The organism is Aeromicrobium sp. Root236 (assembly GCF_001428805.1).
Taxonomy (GTDB): domain Bacteria; phylum Actinomycetota; class Actinomycetes; order Propionibacteriales; family Nocardioidaceae; genus Aeromicrobium.
Genome location: NZ_LMIS01000001.1, coordinates 3560919 through 3581698, shown reverse-complemented (window position 1 = coordinate 3581698; position 20780 = coordinate 3560919). Strand labels below are relative to the sequence as shown.

General features: G+C 69.6%; 19 protein-coding genes. 11 read left to right on the top strand and 8 right to left on the bottom strand.

Going from position 1 to position 20780, the window contains the following annotated elements; translation table 11 throughout:
• Positions 1–21 precede the first annotated feature (21 nt).
• Together ASE12_RS17975 and ASE12_RS17970 are read left to right on the top strand one after the other, a co-directional pair.
• Entirely contained in the window at positions 22–675 is a 654-nt protein-coding gene (locus ASE12_RS17975) for a GIN domain-containing protein (protein ID WP_056403836.1), read from the top strand.
• 100 nt (positions 676–775) lie between these two features.
• On the top strand, positions 776–2056 hold the full coding sequence (locus tag ASE12_RS17970) for an HNH endonuclease signature motif containing protein (protein WP_056403834.1): 1281 nt from the start codon (positions 776–778) through the stop codon (positions 2054–2056).
• A 67-nt stretch (positions 2057–2123) separates the two neighbouring features.
• Here the strand turns inward: ASE12_RS17970 and ASE12_RS20170 are convergent, their stop codons facing one another.
• Complete coding sequence (locus ASE12_RS20170; RefSeq protein ID WP_162255522.1) at positions 2124–4904, bottom strand: Ig-like domain repeat protein; 2781 nt, start codon at positions 4902–4904, stop codon at positions 2124–2126.
• Positions 4905–5088: 184 nt separating this feature from the next.
• Between ASE12_RS20170 and ASE12_RS17960 the strand changes: the two genes are divergently transcribed.
• Together ASE12_RS17960 and ASE12_RS17955 are read left to right on the top strand one after the other, a co-directional pair.
• Positions 5089–7845 carry a penicillin acylase family protein gene (locus ASE12_RS17960; RefSeq protein ID WP_056403826.1) on the top strand — a complete coding sequence of 919 codons (2757 nt, stop codon included), beginning with the start codon at positions 5089–5091 and terminating at the stop codon, positions 7843–7845.
• An 11-nt stretch (positions 7846–7856) separates the two neighbouring features.
• On the top strand, positions 7857–8432 hold the full coding sequence (locus tag ASE12_RS17955) for a hypothetical protein (protein ID WP_157413049.1): 576 nt from the start codon (positions 7857–7859) through the stop codon (positions 8430–8432).
• Here ASE12_RS17955 and ASE12_RS17950 read toward each other — a convergent pair.
• The gene (locus ASE12_RS17950) at positions 8423–9013 is read right to left on the bottom strand and encodes a TetR/AcrR family transcriptional regulator (RefSeq protein WP_056403822.1); all 591 of its coding nucleotides are present in this window, start codon (positions 9011–9013) and stop codon (positions 8423–8425) included. The two genes, ASE12_RS17955 and ASE12_RS17950, sit on opposite strands and share 10 nt — an antisense overlap.
• A 22-nt stretch (positions 9014–9035) precedes the next feature.
• Positions 9036–9290 (bottom strand): hypothetical protein, encoded by a 255-nt coding sequence (locus ASE12_RS20425; protein WP_056403819.1) that lies wholly within the window; start codon positions 9288–9290, stop codon positions 9036–9038.
• A gap of 143 nt (positions 9291–9433) precedes the next feature.
• On the opposite strand from ASE12_RS20425, the gene ASE12_RS17940 reads away from it, so the two are divergent.
• The 6 genes from ASE12_RS17940 to ASE12_RS17915 all read left to right on the top strand — a co-directional run bounded on the left by ASE12_RS17940 (position 9434) and on the right by ASE12_RS17915 (position 16244).
• The gene (locus tag ASE12_RS17940) at positions 9434–10150 is read left to right on the top strand and encodes a response regulator transcription factor (protein ID WP_056403815.1); all 717 of its coding nucleotides are present in this window, start codon (positions 9434–9436) and stop codon (positions 10148–10150) included.
• A 5-nt stretch (positions 10151–10155) separates the two neighbouring features.
• Entirely contained in the window at positions 10156–11571 is a 1416-nt protein-coding gene (locus tag ASE12_RS17935) for a cell wall metabolism sensor histidine kinase WalK (RefSeq protein ID WP_056403811.1), read from the top strand.
• A gap of 87 nt (positions 11572–11658) precedes the next feature.
• Positions 11659–13680 carry a glycosyltransferase family 39 protein gene (locus ASE12_RS17930; RefSeq protein WP_056403808.1) on the top strand — a complete coding sequence of 674 codons (2022 nt, stop codon included), beginning with the start codon at positions 11659–11661 and terminating at the stop codon, positions 13678–13680.
• 26 nt (positions 13681–13706) lie between these two features.
• Entirely contained in the window at positions 13707–14900 is a 1194-nt protein-coding gene (locus tag ASE12_RS17925) for a glycosyltransferase (protein ID WP_056404950.1), read from the top strand.
• A gap of 121 nt (positions 14901–15021) precedes the next feature.
• Positions 15022–15762 carry a PspA/IM30 family protein gene (locus tag ASE12_RS17920; RefSeq protein ID WP_056404948.1) on the top strand — a complete coding sequence of 247 codons (741 nt, stop codon included), beginning with the start codon at positions 15022–15024 and terminating at the stop codon, positions 15760–15762.
• Positions 15759–16244: a DUF2505 domain-containing protein gene (locus ASE12_RS17915; RefSeq protein WP_056403805.1), complete on the top strand. Its 486-nt coding sequence runs from the start codon at positions 15759–15761 to the stop codon at positions 16242–16244. The genes ASE12_RS17920 and ASE12_RS17915 overlap by 4 nt, the downstream gene beginning before the upstream one ends.
• Positions 16245–16253: 9 nt before the next feature.
• On the opposite strand, the gene ASE12_RS17910 is transcribed toward ASE12_RS17915, so the two are convergent.
• The 4 genes from ASE12_RS17910 to ASE12_RS17895 are packed head-to-tail and all read right to left on the bottom strand — an operon-like array spanning position 16254 to position 19814.
• A complete protein-coding gene (locus ASE12_RS17910) occupies positions 16254–16562 on the bottom strand; it encodes a hypothetical protein (protein ID WP_157413048.1) in 309 nt (102 codons plus the stop codon).
• A complete protein-coding gene (locus ASE12_RS17905; RefSeq protein WP_082582375.1) occupies positions 16559–17962 on the bottom strand; it encodes a wax ester/triacylglycerol synthase family O-acyltransferase in 1404 nt (467 codons plus the stop codon). The genes ASE12_RS17910 and ASE12_RS17905 overlap by 4 nt, the downstream gene beginning before the upstream one ends.
• A 41-nt stretch (positions 17963–18003) precedes the next feature.
• Entirely contained in the window at positions 18004–19152 is a 1149-nt protein-coding gene (locus ASE12_RS17900; RefSeq protein ID WP_056403797.1) for a hypothetical protein, read from the bottom strand.
• Complete coding sequence (locus ASE12_RS17895) at positions 19152–19814, bottom strand: hypothetical protein (RefSeq protein WP_157413047.1); 663 nt, start codon at positions 19812–19814, stop codon at positions 19152–19154. Before ASE12_RS17895 ends, ASE12_RS17900 begins: the two co-directional genes overlap by 1 nt.
• A 109-nt stretch (positions 19815–19923) precedes the next feature.
• Between ASE12_RS17895 and ASE12_RS17890 the strand changes: the two genes are divergently transcribed.
• Positions 19924–20166 (top strand): helix-turn-helix domain-containing protein, encoded by a 243-nt coding sequence (locus ASE12_RS17890; RefSeq protein WP_056403791.1) that lies wholly within the window; start codon positions 19924–19926, stop codon positions 20164–20166.
• Here the strand turns inward: ASE12_RS17890 and ASE12_RS17885 are convergent.
• Positions 20150–20653 carry a hypothetical protein gene (locus tag ASE12_RS17885; protein WP_056403788.1) on the bottom strand — a complete coding sequence of 168 codons (504 nt, stop codon included), beginning with the start codon at positions 20651–20653 and terminating at the stop codon, positions 20150–20152. The genes ASE12_RS17890 and ASE12_RS17885 overlap by 17 nt on opposite strands.
• Positions 20654–20780: the final 127 nt, after the last annotated feature.

Sequence of the window (20780 nt, the reverse complement as noted above, 5' to 3'; positions counted from 1 at the left end):
GATCGTTCCTACGGTTGACCCATGACCTCATCCACAGCAGTCAACCGAACGGCCCGACGCTGGGTCACCGCAGGCGTACTCACCTCCGTCGCCGCCGTCGCGCTCTCCGGGTGCGCGGACGACGGGCCGAAGACGACCGACGCGCGCGACGTCGCCGCGTTCACGCACGTCACCAACGACAGCTCGGCCGACGTGCGGATCCGCGTAGGACGGCCGCTGCACGTGCAGGTCGTCGCGCCCAAGAAGGTGGTCGACGACGTACGCACCGAGGTCCGTGACGGCACACTGCACGTCACCCACGGCGTCACCCACGCGGTCGTCGAGGTCGACGTCCCGAGCCTCGACGCCCTCGGCAGCTCCGGCTCCGGCGACGTCTCGGCCAAGGGCATCGACAGCGACGCACTGGCCGTGGAGGCAGACGGCTCGGGGGATCTCGAGCTCACCGGCACGACACAGCAGCTGACGGTCGACCAGCGCGGCTCGGGCGATCTCGACCTCGGGCACCTGTCATCGGCTGACGCGCAGGTCAGCACGAAGGGCTCGGGCGACACCGACCTCTGGGTCGAGGCCAGTCTCGACCTTCGTACGGACGGCTCCGGTGACGTCGAGTATCGCGGCGATCCGGCCGTGACGAAGGACCTCAACGGTTCAGGTGACGTGGAGCAATCCGACTGAGAAACGGTTTGTCCACACCTCGATTTTCGTTCATGGACAGTGTCGGAGGTCTGTTGTAGATTGGGGTCAGTCGAACATATGTTCTAGTGATCGGGGGATCATGGTCGCCGAGCTCGTCCCAGCACCGCCACCGCTGGTGGGCTGCCTGGACGCGCTCGACCAGATCCTGGACGACATGCCGGTCGAGGCTTACGCCTCGTTGGATCCGGCGATGCAGCGGCATGCGGTCGAGCGGTTGCGGCGGCTCAAGGCGCGGATCGCTGGTCAGGAGCTCGCTGCTGTACGGGCGTTGGATGCGGGGTTGGGTGACAAGGTCCGCACCGGTGAGGTGCTGGCCCGTGGGTTCGGACGCGACAAGTACGAGGCCGACCGGTCGGTGCGGGTCGCGAACGCGTTGTCCGCTGCGCCGAAGACTGAGGATGCGTTGGCCGCTGGTGAGCTGGCCGAGTCCCAGGCTGCGGTGATCGCCGGCACGATGGCTGACCTGCCCGATGGTGTGACCGCCGATCAGCGGGCGGCGTGCGAGGCCAGCCTGATTGCTGATGCGAAGCGGTTCCCGATCAAGGACCTGCGCCAACGCGCCCTGCGTGTCAGTGATGCGTTCAAGGAACCCGCCGACGCCGCCGCCGATGAGGACGAAGCCCTTCGGTTGCGTGAACGGCGGGCGTGGGCGCGCACCGAGCTGTGGACCGCTGACGACCAGGACGGCACCTGCCGGTTCGGTGGCCGGTTGACCGCCCTGCACATGGAAATGCTCAAAGCAGCCCTCGACGCGATCGCCGCACCCCGCCGCCGCCACCTCACCCCAGAACAAGAACGGGACCAGGACGAGCTGACCTACCCACAACGCATGGGTCGGGCCTTCGCCCATCTGATCGAACGGTTGCCCACCGACAAGCTCCCGACTGCTGGTGGCACCCCGGCGGTCATCACCGTCAACATCGACCTCGACGACCTCAAGAAGAAGGTCGGCGCCGCGACTCTGACCACCGGGACGCGGATCAGCTCCGGTGAGCTACGCCGGTTGGCCTGCAACCACGGCATCCTGCCCATGGTCTTCGACGGCAAAGCACTCCCGCTGGACATGGGCCGAGCCAAACGACTGTTCACCCCGGCTCAGCGGATCGCGATCGCCAACCGCGACCTCGGCTGCATCACCCCCGGATGCGAAGCACCACCCGGCTGGTGCGAAGGCCACCACTGGCGAGACGACTGGGTCGACGGAGCCACCACCAACATCGACGACGGGACACTCATGTGTTCCCGACACCACCACCAAGCCCACGACGAAAACTGGCAATTCCGCCAAGCACCCGACGGCATCATCGAAATCCGCAAACCCCGAGACGTCTGGCAACGCAACCACCGCTGGCGACCCTAAAGCCCCGACGCAGCACGAACAACCCGGCATGACCGGGCCATTCGTGCTGCCCAAAAGGCAACTGCGACTAGTTGACCCTGACGTAGACGCTCGCGCGGCTCGAGGCGTAGCCGGTGTCGCCGTAGAAGACCGCGGTCAGCAGGTGTTTGCCTCGCACCGTCGGGTGGAACACCGTCGACACCTGACCGTTCTTGACCTTCATCGTCCTAGTCACCCGCCCGCGATAGAACACCTTGATCGTCCCCGTCGGGACCACCTTGTAGCCCTTGACCGTGAACGTCGCCCGCAGAGCATCCCCACTGTCGAGGGTCTTGGTGTTCAGCACGATCCCGGTCGAGGTCTTGGCGCTGCTGATCGCACCGGCCGAAGCAGTCGCACTCCCAGCCGGATCACCACCACGCGTCGCGGCGACCTTCACCGACACCACCCGACGGGCATCCGCAGTGGTCAACCGGTACGTCTTGCTGGTCGCACCATCGATCGGCGTGGCGCCCCGCATCCAGGCGTACGTCACGTCCAAACCACTCACGTCCCAGGCACCAGTGGCGGCCGACAACAGACGACCCACCGTCCGAGGCCCCGTGACCACAGCGGCGGGATCACACGCGTCACCCACACCGTCACCATCGGCATCAGCCTGGTTCGGGTTCGCCGTCAACACACAGTTGTCGACACCATCCAGCTTTCCGTCATTGTCAGCGTCCGAGTCGAACGGCTTCGGGTCGTCGGCGTCGACCAAACCGTCGCCGTCTTCGTCCGGCTCGCACGGCTCGCCCACGGTGTCCGGTGAATGGATGTGGTTGACCTTGAAGAATCCCGAGGCACCGGTGACCCAGAGGCTGCCGTCTGCACCAGGCGCGAGGGCCGTCGGCTGGCTGAGCCCCAACACGGTGAACGGGCTCTGGTTGGAGACGTCGAAGTAGTTATCCGCCATCGCGCTGAAGCCGGCGAACTGGCCACCCGTCGTCACGCGGACGACCCGACCCAACGAGGGAACCGAGAACCATAGGCTGCCGTCGGCCGCCACAATGTCCGCGACGGTGATGGCCCCGTTGAGCACACCTTCGTACTCGGGGAGCCCGACATCGGTCGGGGTCAGCTCGGTAGTGGTGACGGTGCCGGACGTCGTGACCTGTCCGACCCGGCCGGCCAGGTCGGTGAACCACAGTCGTCCATCGGGTCCTGCCGCGATGCTGTTCAGCGCTGACTGGCCGGACGAACCGACGGTGACGGCGAACTCGGTCACCTGGCCGGTCGGGGTGATGCGCCCCACCGCGGCGGTCTCGGTGAACCACACGTTGCCGTCCGGACCAGCTGTGATGGCGACAGGTGCGCTGCCGGCCGTGACGCCGGACTCGAACTCGGTCACCACACCCTGAGGCGTGATGCGACCGATCCGGTCGCTGCCGTGCTCGGTGAACCAGAGGTTGCCGTCAGGTCCGGCCGTGATCGCCCACGGGTGACTTCCAGCCGTGATCCCGGTGCTGAACCACGTGATCGTGCCGCCCGGAGTGATGCGACCGATCCGGTCGTGCAGCGGCTGGGTGAACCAGAGGTTGCCGTCAGCTCCGCTGGCGATGCCGTACGGCAGGTCGCCGGAGTCCGCGACGTCGAGCGGGAACTCCTTGATCCGGCCGGTCGGACTGATCTGACCGATGCCGGAGGCGGTGTACCAGATGTTCCCGTCGGGTCCTGGCGTGACGTCACTCAGCGCGGGCGTCTGCCGGAAGGCTCCGCGCTGCGTGATGACGCCGCTCGGGGTGATCCGGTTGATCCCGCGCTCCGCGGCGAATGCGCTTCCGCCGTCGGTGAACCAGAGGTTGCCATCAGAACCGGCCTGGATCGCCGCCGGTTGCGTGGAGAGCTCGGTGCCGAGCTGATCGATTCTCAGGCCATCGGTGTAGAAGGTCATGTCGCCGTCCGGCGTCACCTTCCCGATCCGGCCACCGGCTTGATCGGTGAACCAGACATTGCCGTCAGGGCCTGCCGCGATGGACGGGGAGGGACCGCCCGCACCGCCCACCAGACCCGATGGCGGCACGGTGAACTCGGTGACGACACCCGCAGGCGTGACGCGCCCGACGGTGCCGCCAGTGGCCGCACTGAACCAGACGTTGCCATCGGGGCCCGTGGTGATCGCGGACAAGGCAGCGGCCGCGCTCGCGGGGAATGTCGTGACCGCTCCGGTCGGAGTCATGCGGCCGATGCCAGGCGCGCCTCCGAACGTACCGCTGAACCAGAGGTTCCCGTCGGGGCCCGTCGTGATGTCGTACGCGGTGCCGGTAGCGCCGAGGGGGAACTCGGTGATGACACCGTCAGGCGTGATCCTCCCGAGCGAGTGCGAGCCGACCTCGATGAACCACACGTTGCCATCGGGCCCGGTCGTCATCCTGGTCGGCAAGGCGCCAGCACTCATGCCGGCGGTGAACCACGTGACCTTCCCGGCCGGGGTCACGCGACCGACGCGGTTGCCCATGGCATCACTGACCCAGACGTTGCCGTCGTCGCCGGCGGCCATACCGATCAACGTGGTCTGCAACGCGAACGCATGGGCGAACTGCCGGATGTCTCCGCTGGGCGACATCCGGTCGAGCGAGTTGGTCTCCAGAAGCCACAGGTTGCCCGCCCCGTCCCACGCCGACTCAGAGGGCGGAGAGGAGAGGTTGGCCGGAGAGCTGATGGAGCCGATCCCCTCGACGCAGCGAGACGTCGTCAGGTCGGGCTCCGGGTCGGCCGCACTGGCAGCGCGGGCCGCCGCACCCACCACCGTGAGCGCACTCGCCGCCATCAACGCGGCGACCGCCGCGGACCTCCAGGCGCGCCGTTTCATGCCACCGTGCGAGTGCATGCCGATCCCCTTGCAGCCGAGGGCAGGACGACAGCCTCGTCCGCCTGGAGCCAGAGTAGGAATCCTGAGACCACGTGTCGTCCGTGCCAGCACGTACGACCGGCCCGCTCGACGAATGTGTAACTCTGTGTCACCTTCAATCGTTGTGACCTGCAACACTTTTCTGAGTCAGAGGAGCACCTTCGTGCGTCGTCTTGCCGTCACCGTCTTCAGCGTCCTGGCCGTCGGCGCAGCCGCGACGATTCCCGCCGCCGCTGCGACCACCACGCCCTCCCCCGCGACCGCCGACTCGTACGGCACGGTGCGCAACATCGTGCCCGCCGGGCAGCGCGGCTCGATCAACGCGGTGCAGCTTGCGCAGGTGCTGCTCGGCGGTGGGCTCGTGGCCAAGGACGGCAAGAACGCGCCGAAGAACTACGCCGACCAGCTCGAGATGTACGACGACCTGGCGAAGCACACGCCGGCGCAGATCACCGATGCCGTGGTCGACAAGGACTACAAGAAGGCCGGCTTCGTGCCGGAGAAGGTCGTCAGCACCGAGACCCCCAAGGCTGGCGTGACGATCGTGCGCGATGCGTACGGCGTGCCGTACATCACCGGCAAGACGTACGAGGACACGATGTACGGCGCCGGGTTCGCCGGCACGCAGGACCGGATGTTCCTGATGGACGCGCTGCGCCACCTCGGCGCCGGCCGCGGTGCGGAGTTCGTCGGCGGCACGCCGGGCAACATCGCGATGGACCGGGCGCAGGTCCGCTCGGCCTACTACACACCCAAGGAGGCGCAGGACCAGCTCCAGGTCATCGCCGACGAGAACGGCGCCGAAGGCCAGCGACTGCTCGACGGCGCTGACGCCTACCTCGCCGGCATCAACGCGGCGCAGAACCAGATGTGCCCGCTCGGGCTGCCGACCGGGCTCAACTGCCCGGCGGAGTACCTCGCGCTGCAGAAGAAGCCGACGCCATGGACCCGGGCCGACCTGACGTACGTCGCCTCGCTCGTCGGCGGCATCTTCGGCAAGGGCGGCGGTCAGGAGTACGCCAACAGCATCTACTACGGCCAGCTCGTCAAGAAGTTCGGCACCGCCAAGGCCGACAAGATGTTCGCCAGCCTGCGCGAGAAGAACGACAAGGAAGCACCCACCACCTCGACGCTGTCGTTCCCGTACGACAACAAGGCGTTCAACCCGCACCAGCCCGGTGTGGCGATCCCCGACCTCAACGGGGCGCACGGCACCGGCTCGGGCGACGACGCCGGCAGCACCAGCCCCATCGAGACGTTGCTCGACGCGCTCAAGCTCGGCCTGACCGGTGTGCCCAACCAGGTCGAGACGCCGTCGGGGACGATCGACCTCAGCAGCCTGTTCGCCGCCAACGGCATGAGCAACGCGCTGCTCGTGGGCGCCAACAAGACCAAGACCGGTCACCCGCTCGTGGTGTTCGGCCCGCAGACCGGCTACTACAACCCGCAGCTGCTCAACGAACAGGTGCTGATGGGTCCCGGCGTCTTCGCGCGCGGCGTGTCGTTCGCCGGCACCAACTTGGTCGTCGAGCTCGGTCACGGCCTCGACTACGCCTGGTCGGCGACCAGCTCGGGCAGCGACAACATCGACACCGTGATGGAGAAGCTCTGCAACGCGGACGGGAGCGCGCCGACGGTCAACTCGACGTCGTACCGCAAGGACGGCGGCGCGTGCGTGCCGATGACCTACAACGAGCACAAGGAGACCGTGATCCCCAACATCTCGGCCCCCACGCTGCCCAAGACCCTCAAGATGCAGGTCTGGCGCACCAACCACGGCATCGTGCAGACCCGTACTACGGTCAAGGACGTGCCGGTCGCCGTCGTGATCGAGCGCAGCACGTACGGCCGTGAGGCCGCATCGATCCTGGGCTTCTCGCGGTTCAACAATCCCGACTACGTCAAGGACGCGACGACGTTCAAGAAGGCCGCCAACGGCATCGACTACACGTTCAACTGGTTCTACGCCGACAACCGCGACATCGCCTACTTCTCGTCGGGCCGCCTGCCCGTACGCGCAGCAGGCACCGACACCGACATGCCGCGCTGGGCCGGCAAGGCGTACGACCCGACCGGTTGGCTGAGCGCCGCCAAGCACCCGCAGCAGATCAACCCGCCGACCGGATATCTCGCGAGCTGGAACAACAAGCCGGCGCGTGATTTCGCGGCCGCCGACGACAAGTGGTCCGACGGCTCGGTGCACCGCTCCGAGGCGCTCAGCCGGCGCGCGTCCGCGGCGATCGCCGCAGGCAAGGTCGGCCGCGCACAGCTCGCCGGGATCGTCGAGGATGCCGCGACCGAGGACGTACGAGCCAAGTCGCTCCTGCCGGGGCTGCTCAAGGTGCTCGGCGCCGACCCCAAGACCGTCGAGGCGCGCAAGCTCCTCTCCGCGTGGCTGGCCGCTGGCGCGCACCGCGTCGACTACGACCGCGATGGTGCGTACGCCCATCAGGCCGCGATCCAGATCTTCGACACCTGGTGGGAAGACGGCGCCAACTCCCTCGCGTACGACTTCGCCAAGCCGGGCCTCGGCTCGGTGCTGGCCCGCGCGCTCCCACAGCCGCTCGACGACCACCCCCGCACGGGTCAGGGCTCGTCGTGGCTCGGCTCGCCCTGGTACGGCTACATCGACAAGGAGCTGCGCGGACTGACCGGTTCGACGGTGCAGAGCCCGTACGCCTATCGGCTCTGCGGCTCGCTCACGACCTGCCGCACGACCCTGCGGGCGTCGTTGCTCAGCGCGGTCCAGCGGGCCGAGGCGGCGCAGAAGGTCAGCAGCCCGAGCCAGCTGACGTACGACAAGTCACTCGACTACATCCGGCCCACCACCGGCGGCGTCGTGGAGGTCCGGCCGATCGACTGGCAGAACCGTCCCACGTTCCAGCAAGTCGTTGACTACCGGACGCATCGGGCTCGGTGATACTGGTCGGCATGAGACGGACTCTGCCGGCAGCCTTCGCGATCTTGTTGCTCACCGCCGGGTGCGGTGGGTCCGACGAGCCCAAGGGCTCCGACGACCCCACGACCGCGCCGGCGACGACGACACCTACGCCGACGGTGACCACTGCGACGACGCCGCCGCCGACCACGACGCCGACTCCCACGGAGCCCACGAAGGCCTCGACGCTGATCGACTACGGCGATGACCAGATCACGGTCGCGCGCGCCAGCGACGTCGCGAAGCTGACCGGCGCGCCCGAGGACTTCAAGGCCTTCATCGTCGCGGACCTGCAGCGTCAGCAGGACACCAAGGACGAGGTCTGCACCAAGCGGCCCGAGATCCACGTCGGCAAGGTCGACACCCGCGGGTGGGCGGCCGGCGGCATCTTCATCCCGCAGTGCGGCGGCAACGCAGCGCTGTGGGCAAAGGTCGCCGGAGGGTGGCGTGAGGTCTGGGGTGGCCAGACGCTGCCCGATTGCGCCGTCCTCGAGAAGTACCGGTTCCCGTCCGGCGTGGCGGGCGACGAGTGCGGCACCGCCGACGGCAAGACCCGCCGCTACCCCTGAGGCGTGATCGCCGCGACCAGGGGCTCGACGAGCCGCAGGAAGCGGTCCGGCGTCGCGTCGGGGTTGACCGACTGCCGCATCGCGAGCCCGATCGCATAGTCGACCGCGGCCTCGGCGAGCACCTCGACCATCTCGTCGTCCATCGAGCCGGACGGCAGGAGCGAGCGTACGACCGCGACGGCCTGCTGGATCGACGCCGTCTGGCGCCTGGTCTGCGCAGCGGCCAGTCGAGGGTCGTTCATGGTGTCGAGCAGCAGCTCGAGCTCGAGCCGGACCCATCCAGACGACATCGCCTCGGCAGCCCACTGTCGTACGCGGTCGAGGACGTCGCCGGACGCCTCGCCGACGCGCTCGCCCAAGGCGCCGATCTGCTCCGCCTGCAGGCGCTCGAGGACGCTCAGTGCAAGGTCGGCCTTGCTGCCGAAGCTGGAGTAGACGATGCCGGTGGTGAAGCCGGCCTCCTTGGCGACCGACGCCAGTGACGTCGCGACGTAGCCGTCACGGAGGAACGCGCCACGGGCGACCTCGAGCACCGTCTCGCGATTGCGGTCCTGCACCTGGGATCGGGTGAGCCGCGTCATGGGCTCAGCGTAGTGACCGGAGTCAGTTGTTGGTGGCGTTGCCCTGCGTGGCGGGCTGCTGCATGCCGGGGCCGCCGCCGGGCGGCTGCTGCCCGCGCTGCATGCCGGGGCCGCCGCCCGGGCCACCTCCCATGCCCCCGTCGGAGCTGCCGCCGGCGGCTCCGAGGGCCGCACCGGCTCCCAGGCCGAGTACGACCGCGGTGATCGCGGCGGCCACGAGCGTACGGGTCGACCACGAGGTCGGCTGGGCAGAACTGTCGTCAGCGATGTCATTCATGGCCGCCACGATGCGGGCCCGACCTGTCATCGCCCTGTGCGCCGGCCCATCACCCGCTGGGTCCGGCCACGACCTCCGGCACTCACAGGTTGCTCACAGGTCGTTCTCACGCGCTCCGGGTCTGGGGGATCCACACTGAACTCATGGCTTCCACACTGACCCGCGCCGACGGGACCCCCCTGCGCGTCCTCGTCGTCGACGACGAGATCAACATCGCCGAGCTGCTGCAGATGGCGCTGCGCTACGAAGGCTGGGACATCCAGATGGCGCACACAGGGCGCAAGGCCGTGGCCGCCGCCAAGGAGTTCATCCCCGACGCGATCGTCCTCGACATGATGCTGCCCGACTACGACGGCATGGAGGTCCTGCGCAAGGTACGCGCCCAGTCGCCGGAGATCCCGGTGCTGTTCCTGACTGCACGCGACTCGGTCGAGGACCGCGTCGCCGGGCTGACCGCCGGCGGCGACGACTACGTCACCAAGCCCTTCAGCCTCGAGGAGGTCGTCGCCCGCCTGCGCGGGCTGATGCGGCGCGCCGGTGCGATGGACGCGCGACCCAACTCGGTCATCACGGTCGGCGACCTCAGCCTCGACGAGGACAGCCGCGACGTCGTGCGCGACGGCCGCGAGATCGAGCTGACCGCGACGGAGTTCGAGCTGCTGCGCTTTTTGATGCGCAACCCGCGCCGTGTGCTGTCGAAGGCGCAGATCCTCGACCGGGTCTGGGACTACGACTTCGGCGGCCAGGCCAATGTCGTCGAGCTCTACATCTCCTACCTGCGCAAGAAGGTCGACGCCGGGCACGAGCCGATGATCCACACCAAGCGCGGCGCCGGCTACGTCCTGAAGCCTGCAGAGTAGGTCTCGTGCGCAAGCTCCTCCCCTCCTCGCTGACCGGCCGCCTCATCGTCACGGTGGTCGCCCTGGTCGCCGTCGCGAGCCTGCTCGTCGCCGGTGCCGTGACCGTGGTCATGAGTCACTACCTCACCGATCGGCTGGACGAAAAGCTGAAGGACTCGATGGGCCGGGCCCAGCACGCGCCGAACCTGCCCCGCTCTGACGGCGATCTCGGCGACCGTCGTCCTGACGCCGGCCGTGGTCAGGATGTCGGGCTCATCATCGTGATCCCGGGCCAGCCTGGGTCGATCGTCACTGCCAGCGGCGGGCTGCCCCAGATCTCGACTGCCGCACGTGACCTGCTGGCCGATGTCACTCCCGACGACGAGGCCCACAACGTCGACCTGCCGAAGTACGGCTCGTACCGCGTCCTCGCCCAGGAGGGACCGGACGGATCGACGTACATCGTGGGTCTGCCGCGAGATGACGTCGAGGAAACCATCGCCAGCCTGATCTGGTGGGAAGCCCTGCTCGCGCTGGGAGCCATCGCCGCCGCGGCGGTCGCCGGGCGTGTGCTCGTACGCCGACAGCTCCGGCCGCTCCGCGAGGTCGCCGCCACGGCCCATGAGGTCATCGCGATGCCGCTGTCGTCGGGAGAGATCGGCGAGACCGTACGCGTACCCGTCGAGCTCACCGACCCCGCGACCGAGGTCGGCCAGGTCGGCGGCGCGCTCAACCAGCTCCTCGGCCACGTCGAGGAAGCGCTCGACGCCCGGCACGAGAGCGAGCAGCAGGTACGCCAGTTCCTCGCCGACGCGTCGCACGAGCTGCGCACTCCCCTGTCGACGATCAAGGGCTACGCCGAGCTCAGCCGGCGTACCGGTCGCGACGACCCCGACCAGATCCTCGCCAAGGTCGAGTCCGAGGCGGGCCGCATGTCAACGCTCGTCGAGGACATGCTGCTGCTGGCTCGTCTCGACGCGGGGCGCGAGGTCGACCGCAGGCCGGTGGACCTGACCCGGCTCGTCGTCGAGGCCGTCAACGACGCCCGCGTCGTCGATCCGGAGCGGCAGTGGACGTTCGACGTGCCCGACGAACCCGTCACCGTGACCGGCGACGAGCAGCGGCTCCACCAGGCCGTCACGAACCTGTTGACCAATGCCAGCCGGCACACCCCGCCGAAGACGACCGTCGACGTACGCCTGCAGGTCGGCGACAACGTGCGGGTTGAGGTGCACGACGACGGCCCCGGCATCGACCCTGCGCTCGTACCGACGATCTTCGAACGCTTCGTGCGCGGCGACTCGTCCCGCACGCGGGCCTCGGGGGGAGCCGGCCTCGGCATGTCACTCGTACGCGCGATCATGCACGCCCACCACGGCACCGCGACGGTCGAGAGCACCCCGGGCGACACGACGTTCACCCTCACCCTGCCCCGCAACTGAGCCCTGCGGCGACAGGGCTGAACGCCTCACAGAGGTGGCACAGACGAGCCACACGGTCGTGCCAGTCCGGTCTCGCACCGTGGAGGCATGAACCAGACGACACTCATCGCGCCGGCGGCCGAGCGCCGCACCGAGGCGCCCGCCCCTGTCCGAACACCCTCTCCTCCGACGTGGACGACTCGCCTATGGCGCGGCAAGCCCGACGACTCGCCCCTCGTACGCCCGGCGCTGCTGGGCCTGCTGCTCGCGACCGCAGTCCTCTACCTGTGGGGGCTCGGCGCGTCCGGGTGGGCCAACTCGTTCTACTCCGCGGCGGTGCAGGCCGGCTCGGCGTCGTGGAAGGCGTTCTTCTTCGGCTCCTCCGATGCGTCGAACTCGATCACGGTCGACAAGACACCGATGTCGCTCTGGCCGATGTCGCTGTCGGTCCGCATCTTCGGGCTGTCCTCGTGGAGCATGCTCGTCCCGCAGGCGCTGATGGGCGTCGGGTCTGTGGGACTGCTGTACGCGGCGGTGCGGCGTACGACTCACAACGCGTGGGCCGGGCTGCTCGCGGGTGCGACCCTCGCGCTGACGCCGGTCGCCGTGCTGATGTTCCGCTTCAACAACCCCGACGCACTGCTGACGCTGTTCCTCATCGCGGCGGTCTACGCCACGCTCCGGGCGATCGAGTCGCCCGAGCGGGCAGTGCGTTGGCTCGTGCTGGGTGGCACGCTGGTCGGCTTCGCCTTCCTCACCAAGATGCTGCAGGCGTTCCTGGTGCTGCCGCCGCTCGCCCTCGTCTACCTCGTGGCCGCGAAGCCCTCGATCGGCAAGCGGCTGTGGCACCTGCTCGTTGCGTTCGGCTCGATGATCGTCGCCGCCGGCTGGTGGATCGCGATCGTCGAGCTGTGGCCCGCGTCGAGCCGGCCCTACATCGGTGGCTCGCAGAACAACTCGATCCTCGAGCTCACGCTCGGCTACAACGGCTTCGGCCGGCTCAACGGCAACGAGGTCGGCTCGGTCGGCGGCGGCGGTGGCAACGGCGGCGGCAACTGGGGCGCGACGGGGTTGTTCCGGCTGTTCAGCTCCGAGATCGGCGGGCAGATCGCCTGGCTGCTCCCGGCGGCCCTCGCGAGCCTGGCGCTCGGCGTGTGGTTCCGCCGCAAGGCCGGCCGGACCGATCGACAGCTCAGCGGACTCATCGTGTGGGGCGGCTGGCTGCTCGTGACCGGGCTGACCTTCAGCTTCATGGCCGGCATCTTCCACGCCTACTACACCGTCGCGCTGGCGCCGGCGATCGCTGCGCTCATCGGCATCGGCGCCGGCATCCTCTGGGAGCACCGCGACTCCGTCATCGCTCCCCTCGGCGCCGCGTTCGTCCTCGCGCTGACCGCGTCGATGAGCTATGCGCTGCTCGACCGAGCCGACGGCTTCGTCCCGTGGCTCAAGTACGCCGTGGTGGTCGCCGGCGTCGGCTCGGCCCTGCTGATCGTGCTGCACCGGCTGCTCTCGCGCCGCGTCATGCTCGCCGTCGGCGCGGCCGCGGTCATCACGATGCTCGCCGGCCCCACCGCGTACGCCGTGGACACCGCGTCGACGCCGCACACCGGCTCGATCCCCAGCGCCGGACCCAGCACGGGTGGCGGCATGGGTGGCGGACCCGGCGGCGGGGGCCGTCGGATGGGCCAGCCGCCGACGCAGAACGGCACGCGGCAGGGACCCGGCGGGACCACCGGCACCACCGGCCGGGCAGGCGGCGCCGGCGGCCTGCTCAACGGCTCGACGTCGACCAGCGCGATCAACGCGCTGCTGAGGACCGACGCGGGCTCCTACACCTGGGTCGCCGCGGCGATCGGCTCCAACACGGCGTCGGGCTACCAGCTCGCGACCGAGCTGCCGGTCATGGCCATCGGCGGGTTCAACGGCTCGGACCCGAGCCCGACGCTCGCCGAGTTCAAGCAGTACGTCGCCGACGGCGAGATCCACTACTTCATCGGTGGCGGGGGCGGCGAGATGAACGCCGGCGGCAGCACCAGCAGCGAGATCACCAGCTGGGTGTCGGAGAACTTCACCGCCACGACCGTCGACGGCGTCACGCTCTACGACCTCTCGGCAGGCATCCAGTGACCGCCGCCACCACGTACGCCGAGCCCATGCCAGTCGCCACTGTCGTCCTGGACATCGTGATCCCGGTCTACAACGAGGAGCGCACCCTGGTGCGATCGGTCGAGACCGTCCGCGAGCACCTGCGCACGCTGCCGTACGAGTCGCGGGTGACGATCGCCGACAACGCGAGCACCGACGCGACGGGGTTGCTGGCCCACCAGCTGGCGCACCGCTACGAGGACGTGTCGGTCGTGTCGCTGGCGCGGAAAGGACGCGGCCGGGCGCTCAAGGAGGCCTGGTCACGGTCGGACGCCGAGGTGCTCGTCTACATGGACGTCGACCTGTCGACCGACCTCAATGCGCTGCTGCCGCTGGTCGCTCCCCTGCTGTCAGGGCACTCCGACCTCGCGATCGGCTCCCGCTTGGCGCGCACCGCGCGGACGACTCGCGGGCCGAAGCGCGAGCTGATCTCCCGGACGTACAACGTGATGCTCCGCGGGGCGCTGCGGGCGCGCTTCTCCGACGCCCAGTGCGGCTTCAAGGCGATCCGGCGCGACGTGGCCGAGCAGCTGCTGCCGCTGATCGAGGACGACGAGTGGTTCTTCGACACCGAGCTGCTGATCGTCGCCGAGCGGGCCGGGCTGCGCATCCACGAGGTCCCGGTCGACTGGGTCGACGACCCCGACAGCCGCGTCGACATCGTCCGCACCGCGGCGGCCGACCTGCGCGGCATGGGCCGGCTCGGCTGGGCGCTGCTGCGTGGACGCGTGCCGTTGGCGGAGGTCGCCGGCACCCTCGGGCGTACGACCGCCCGCAGCGCCGGCGGCCGGCTCAGCGCCCAGATGGTCGTGTTCGCGCTGGTCGGGATCCTGTCGACCCTCGCGTACGGCGTCCTGTACGTCGGGCTGCGGGGACGGCTCGGCGCCCAGGAGGCGAACGCCCTCGCGCTCGCCGCGACCGCGATCGCCAACACGGCCGCGAACCGGCGGTTCACGTTCGGCTTCCGCGGGCCGGAGGGCGCGCTGCGGCACCAGCTCCAGGGCCTGCTCGTGTTCGCGTGCGGCCTCGGGGTCACGAGCGGCGCGCTGTGGACCTTGCGCGCCGTACGAGGCGAGGGCCATCCGCTCGTCGAGGTCGTGCTGCTCACCGCGGCCAACCTGTTCGTGACCGCCATGCGCTTCGTCCTGATGCGGCAGTGGATCTTCCGCGGCGGCAGGCAAGGGCCCGAAACCGCAGGCTGAGCGGTGCCCGGCGCCGGATCCGGTTGTCTCGGTCACCGCGATGCAGCAAGATCGACGTGTGCGGCAACCCTGTGCCCGATCGTCGCACCCCACAGGCAGCATCTGACAGAGAGTGATGACCATGGCTCAGAAACAGACCATCCTGGGGCGCATCGGCCAGCTGACGCGCGCCAACATCAACGCCCTCCTCGACAAGGCCGAGGACCCGGAGAAGATGCTCGACCAGCTCGTGCGGGACTACACCAACTCGATCGCCGAGGCCGAGGACGCCGTGGCCCAGACCATCGGCAACCTGCGCCTCGCCGAGGCGGACCACGCCGAGGACGTCGCCGCGGCCAAGGAGTGGGGCCAGAAGGCGCTCGCCGCGTCGCAGAAGGCGGACTCGCTGCGCGCGTCCGGCCAGGCGGCCGAGGCCGACAAGTTCGACCAGCTCGCCAAGATCGCGCTCTCCAAGCAGATCGGCTTCGAGACCGAGGCCACGCAGGCCGAGCCCATGATCGCCTCGCAGAACGAGACCGTCGAGAAGCTCAAGACCGGGCTGATCGGCATGAAGGCCAAGCTCGGCGAGCTGCAGACCAAGCGCGACCAGCTCGTCGCCCGCGCCAAGACCGCCGAGGCACAGGCCAAGGTGCAGGACGCCGTCAAGTCGATCGACGTGCTCGACCCCACCAGCGAGCTGGGCCGGTTCGAGGACAAGGTCCGTCGCTCCGAGGCGCAGGTCGCCGGCCAGGCCGAGCTCAACGCCGCGACGGCCGACCCATGGGACGAGCTCGAGGCGTCGTCCACCGACGCCGAGGTCGAGGCTCGCCTGGCCGAGCTCAAGGGCGTCGGCACCGCCGCACCCCAGGCGGTGACCGAATGAAGCTCACCGAGTCCTTCAGCTACGAGGGCGCCGACGTCGCGACGGTCTACGGGCTGATCACCGACCAGGCGTTCCGCACCGAGTCGTGCGCCAACCAGGGCGCCCACGAGTACGAGGTCACGGTCGAGGAGTCCGGCGACGGCGCGACCGTCACGGTCATCCGTACGCAGGACGCCGATCTGCCCGACTTCGTCAAGAAGCTGACCGGCAGCACCGTCAAGGTCAAGCAGACCGAGGTGTGGAGCGGCCCCGACGCGAGCGGCAACCGTACGGCCGACGTCAAGGTCAGCATCATCGGCCAGCCCGCCGAGATGACCGGCAAGGCCAAGCTCGTCGCCGACGGCGCCGCCACCTCGTTCAGCCTCGACGGCGACGTCAAGGTGTCGATCCCGTTCATCGGCAAGAAGATCGAGCCCGAGGTCGCCAAGGCCATCCGGTCCTCGCTGCGCGAAGAGGTCGAGTACGGCCAGACCAAGCTCTAGACGAGGTCGCTACGACGCCGTGTCCGGCCCCGCAAGGGTGCTGAGCACGGCGTCGATCTCTTGTGTGGCGTACCACGCGAGGTCGCCCGTGCCGTCGACGTCGAGGTGGAACGACACCACGTCGTCGAGGGTGACCGGGCCATCGGGGTCGTCCAGCTCGGCGGCGGCCACCGCGGCGCCGTTCTCGGACGCCTCCTCGAGCGCGGCGAGCTCGTCCTCCTCGTCCTCCGACGCGGCGACGAACGCCGGTGCGGTGATCGAGGCGCCACCGGCCAGGGCCGTCAGGTCGTCCGGGCCCACCGCCAGGTAGACCCTCATGACTTGGCCGGCCGCTGGCGTCCGCGGGGAGCGCGGGACCGGCGCCCCTCGACGGACTCGACGAGCTCGAGCAGCGCGTCCTCGATGCATTGCGCCAGGACGTCGACGTCCGGCACTGCCTCGCGATCGGCGACGATGCCGAAGAACACCTTGCTGTTGTAGGACGTCACGCCGATCGACACCGCGCGACGGCCGCTCAGGGGGATGCACGGGTAGACCTCGCTCACCGCCTCCCCCGCCATGTAGACGGGGTCCTGGGGACCCGGCACGTTGGTGATGACGATCTGGTGGCCACGGCCCGCCTCGGCGTCAGCGACCCGCGCGCCGACGGCGTGGAACGTCGAGGTCGCGAAGCCCGGCAGGTTGGCCAGCTTGTTGGCCGCGACCGCGGATCCGGTCTCGCGGTGGTCCTTGAGCGCGTACGACACCTGGTGTAGCCGCACGACGGGGTTGGACTCGCCGACCGGCAACGACAGCAGGTGGCCGCGCACCTTGGACCCCAACGACGTGGGCAGGCCGTCCTCGGCGACGACCGACATCGGCACCATGGCGCGGAAGCTGGTCTTGGCGGTCACCGGCTCGGCACGGGTCAGCATCCAGCCCCGGATGCCGCCGGCGATCACCGCGAGGATGACGTCGTTGACCGTGCCGCCGTGCTCCTCGCGTACGCGCCGGAAGTCGTCGAGCTTGGCGGCCAGGGAGGCGAACCGGCGATGCCGCGACAGGTCGGTCGACAGGACGCTGTGCGGCGGCTGGCCGTCGACGCCGACGACCGGCAGCCGGCGCGCGATCCGGCCGAGGTTGAGCTCGGCGACACGCAGTGCCTCGCCGGGGTGGCGCAGGTTGCGGTTGAGCGTGCCGACCACGAGCTCGGCGGCGTTGGGCTCGGGGCGCGGGTTCCACTCCTCGTAGGGGATGTCGCGGTCGTGCGCCGTCTCCTCGAGCAGGACCTGCGCCAGGTCGACGGTCTCGGATCCGTCGACGAGCGCCTGGTGCGCCTTGAACAGCAGCGCGACGCGCCCCTCGGACAGCCCCTCGATGAGGTAGAGCTCCCACAGCGGCCGGTCGAGGTCGAGCCGACGGGCGATCAGCCGACCGACGAGCTCGTGCAGCGCCGCGGCGGTGCCGGGCCGCGGAAGCGCCGAACGGCGTACGTGCAGGGAGATGTCGAAGTTCTCGTCGTCGAGCCAGACGGGTGTGCCCAGCGAGGCCGGGACCGTGCGCGGCACCTGGCGGTAGCGGGGCACGATGTCGATGCGCTCGTTGATGACGTGGATCAGGCGGTCGTAGTCGAGGGGGTGCTCACCGGGCTCGAGGATCGCCAACGAGGCGATCTGACGCGGCACGGTCGGGCTGTCCTGCTGCAGGAACATCGCATCCAGCGGGCTCAACCGTTGCATGACTCTCCTCAGGGACGTCCTGCAGAGAAGTTACCACCGGGTCATGGGGTGGCAGACGAGAGTAGGGCCGGTGTTCCGACCTGTGACACGAGCGTGCGCGCCAGCACCTCGATCCGGGTCACGAAGGGCGACGACGGCGCCACCTCGCGCGGCGCGCGCCCGCTCACGGCGGCGAGGTCGAGGCCCGACTGGTCGAACGGGAGATGGGCCGCCGGCACGACCCCGGTGAGCCGCCGCAGCGTCGCGTCGATCTCGCGCTCACGCCAGCCCAGCGACGTACGCGTCATGTTGACCACCAGCGTCGGGACCCGGCCCGGCACCGCTTCGGCGAGGTCGTGGAGACCCCGCACGAGTCGGGCCAGCCCCACGGGATCGGGGCGTCCCACGGCCACGATCGCGTCGGCCTGGTCGAGGACCTGGAGGGTTGTCTGGTTGCGGTTGGCCGAGTGACCTGTGCCCGTCTCGAGAGAGAACCCGCAGTCGACGACCACCAGCTCGGTGATCGACTGCAAGCGGGACAGGACGAGCTCGAACGCGCCGGTGCGTACCTGGGGCCACATGTCCGCGCGCGGCAGGCCGGTGAGCAGGCGGAGGTGGTCGTCGATCCCCAGCAGGTGGTCGGCCACCTCGACGGCCCGGCCGGCGTTGGCCGCGCGACATGCGGCGACGAGGCCACTCACGTCGTCGAGCACCGACAGCATCTGGCCGAGGGAGCCGCCGTAGGTGTCGGCGTCGACCAGCGCGGTGTCGGTGCCGTGGGCGGCCGTCGCCGAGGCCAGCCCCAGCGCCACGGTGCTGCGACCCGGCGCGCCGGCCGGGCCCCACACGGCGATCAGCGGGGCCCGCTCCTCCTGCGGTGCGTGGCGCGGTGCGGGTGCGTCGCGAGCCACGACGTCGAGGGCGCCCAGCCGCAGCATCCGCTCGATGCCCAACGACCGGCAGCGACCCTCGTCCGAGTCGACGGCTGCGACGCGTACGCCGGCGTGCTCCAGGCGATAGACCGTGTCGGCGTCGAGCCCCGGCAGGTCGGCGGTGACCAGCGCGGCGGCCGCCAGATCGGTGTCGGCGATCGCCAGCAGGTCGGCGACATCGACGCACCGCCGCACGAGGCGAAGCGTGCCCGACGCCTCGATCTCGCGGATCGCCGCGGCCTCCCACGGCGCCTCGCCCGCGGCCAGGACGACGTCCATCACGAGACCCTGACGAGGGTCACGTGGCCGGCGGCCACGGTGCTGACGACCGAACCGCGCAGCTGTGACTTGTCGACGTCCACGAGGACCGTCTGCGCCAGGGAGCCGCTCCGAGCGGCTGCGTCGTCGCCGGACTCGATGACGCGCACGGACTCGAGCACCAGCGCGGCCTTGCCCGCCGGCTCGTCGCCGGGTCCTGGCCCGACCCACACGTCGACGAGGTCACCACGGTCGAGGTCGGCCGGCGCCGCCCCGTCCGCCACGCTGAGCGGCAGCTGGCTGCGGGTCGTGGCCGACCGGCGTACGAGCGAGCCCTTGTCGACGAGTGAGCCGGCCGAGACCCCATGGGCCCACACCAGGTCGTCGAGCGGAGCGGCGAACTCCTCGTCCGTACGCAGGTAGTTGCCCTTGGTCGCCGACGACAGCCGCACGCGGGTCACCTCGAGCGAGTCACGGCTGACCGGGTCGCCCGGAGCGACGGTGGCCTTGACCGACCAGTACTCCACGGTGTCGTCGCTGGCCGCCGCGAGCCGTGCGCCCAGGATGGTCGCCCCCAGCACGAGCAGCAGCCCGAGAAGGAGCCGTGGGTCGCGCCACGGTCGGATGCGCAGTCGCTGCGCCGTTGTCCTGCCTGATCCCCCAGGCCCCCGCCAGTTCGTCATGCAACGGTTGTACAGACTCAGCCTCCGTTCGTCCATACCGAGGTCAGGTTGTCCACAGATGTCGCGAACCCGGGGAGACTCTGACACCGCGTCGTGGGAAACTGAGGGCATGCCACCCACCAGCCCGCGGTTCCTCACGCTGGCCGACGTCGCGGAGGTCCTCAACGTCACGGTGCGCCAGGTCTACGCGCTCGTCCGTTCCGGCGACCTGCGAGGCATCCAGATCGGTGGACGTGGCCAGTGGCGCATCGAGAACGACCAGCTCGAGGACTACATCGCCCGGCAGTACGCCCGCGCCGAGGTGCCCGACGACACCCACGTCCCGGCCGACGACGTCACGTCCGACCGCTGACCACCGCGATCGCGTCCAGCGGCAGCACCTGATCACGGCCTGACCCGGCCCTCAGGCGTACGAAGTCACGGCCCGCCACCACGACCGAGCCGTCGCGCACGGAGCCGTCGACCAGGCGCACGCGGATCTCCTCGCCGGTCTCCCGGAGGGCCCTGAAGACCTGGCCCCAGCCCAGGGCCTCCCCCACTGCTGTCGTCGCGTCAGCCCGACGCTCGGCCTCGTGCACGGCCATCACCGCCGCGACGCTCACGACGTGGTCCATGGCATCGCCGCGCAGGTGCACCAGCCGCTCGTTGACGAGTGTCACCTCGCCCTCGACGCGATCGGCCCCGCGTACGGCCAGGACGACCCGGCCGCCGAGCAGGTCCCGCCAGGAGGTCTGCGCCCAGTCGCCGTCGCGCAGCTCGTCGACGAGGGCGTCGCGCTCGTCGAGCTCGAGATCGCCCGCCTGCGCCTCGAGATCCTCGAACAACCGCTCCCACCGCATGCCGAAACGCTATCCCAGCGACACCCAGCCCGGACAGTGTGCACACCTCTGTACACAGATGTTGACAGACGCTCTCAAACGGTCTTGTGTGTAATCAAACATCATCAAATGACATGAATGCCGATCG

Excerpts from the sequence above, each read along its gene's own strand:
- ASE12_RS17975 (WP_056403836.1), top strand. The coding sequence starts at position 22 with ATGACCTCATCCACAGCAGTCAACCGAACGGCCCGACGCTGGGTCACC.
- ASE12_RS17970 (WP_056403834.1), top strand. The coding sequence starts at position 776 with ATGGTCGCCGAGCTCGTCCCAGCACCGCCACCGCTGGTGGGCTGCCTG.
- ASE12_RS20170 (WP_162255522.1), bottom strand. The coding sequence starts at position 4,904 with ATGCACTCGCACGGTGGCATGAAACGGCGCGCCTGGAGGTCCGCGGCG.
- ASE12_RS17955 (WP_157413049.1), top strand. The coding sequence starts at position 7,857 with ATGAGACGGACTCTGCCGGCAGCCTTCGCGATCTTGTTGCTCACCGCC.
- ASE12_RS17950 (WP_056403822.1), bottom strand. The coding sequence starts at position 9,013 with ATGACGCGGCTCACCCGATCCCAGGTGCAGGACCGCAATCGCGAGACG.
- ASE12_RS20425 (WP_056403819.1), bottom strand. The coding sequence starts at position 9,290 with ATGAATGACATCGCTGACGACAGTTCTGCCCAGCCGACCTCGTGGTCG.
- ASE12_RS17940 (WP_056403815.1), top strand. The coding sequence starts at position 9,434 with ATGGCTTCCACACTGACCCGCGCCGACGGGACCCCCCTGCGCGTCCTC.
- ASE12_RS17930 (WP_056403808.1), top strand. The coding sequence starts at position 11,659 with ATGAACCAGACGACACTCATCGCGCCGGCGGCCGAGCGCCGCACCGAG.
- ASE12_RS17925 (WP_056404950.1), top strand. The coding sequence starts at position 13,707 with ATGCCAGTCGCCACTGTCGTCCTGGACATCGTGATCCCGGTCTACAAC.
- ASE12_RS17920 (WP_056404948.1), top strand. The coding sequence starts at position 15,022 with ATGGCTCAGAAACAGACCATCCTGGGGCGCATCGGCCAGCTGACGCGC.
- ASE12_RS17915 (WP_056403805.1), top strand. The coding sequence starts at position 15,759 with ATGAAGCTCACCGAGTCCTTCAGCTACGAGGGCGCCGACGTCGCGACG.
- ASE12_RS17910 (WP_157413048.1), bottom strand. The coding sequence starts at position 16,562 with ATGAGGGTCTACCTGGCGGTGGGCCCGGACGACCTGACGGCCCTGGCC.
- ASE12_RS17905 (WP_082582375.1), bottom strand. The coding sequence starts at position 17,962 with ATGCAACGGTTGAGCCCGCTGGATGCGATGTTCCTGCAGCAGGACAGC.
- ASE12_RS17900 (WP_056403797.1), bottom strand. The coding sequence starts at position 19,152 with ATGGACGTCGTCCTGGCCGCGGGCGAGGCGCCGTGGGAGGCCGCGGCG.
- ASE12_RS17895 (WP_157413047.1), bottom strand. The coding sequence starts at position 19,814 with ATGACGAACTGGCGGGGGCCTGGGGGATCAGGCAGGACAACGGCGCAG.
- ASE12_RS17890 (WP_056403791.1), top strand. The coding sequence starts at position 19,924 with ATGCCACCCACCAGCCCGCGGTTCCTCACGCTGGCCGACGTCGCGGAG.
- ASE12_RS17885 (WP_056403788.1), bottom strand. The coding sequence starts at position 20,653 with ATGCGGTGGGAGCGGTTGTTCGAGGATCTCGAGGCGCAGGCGGGCGAT.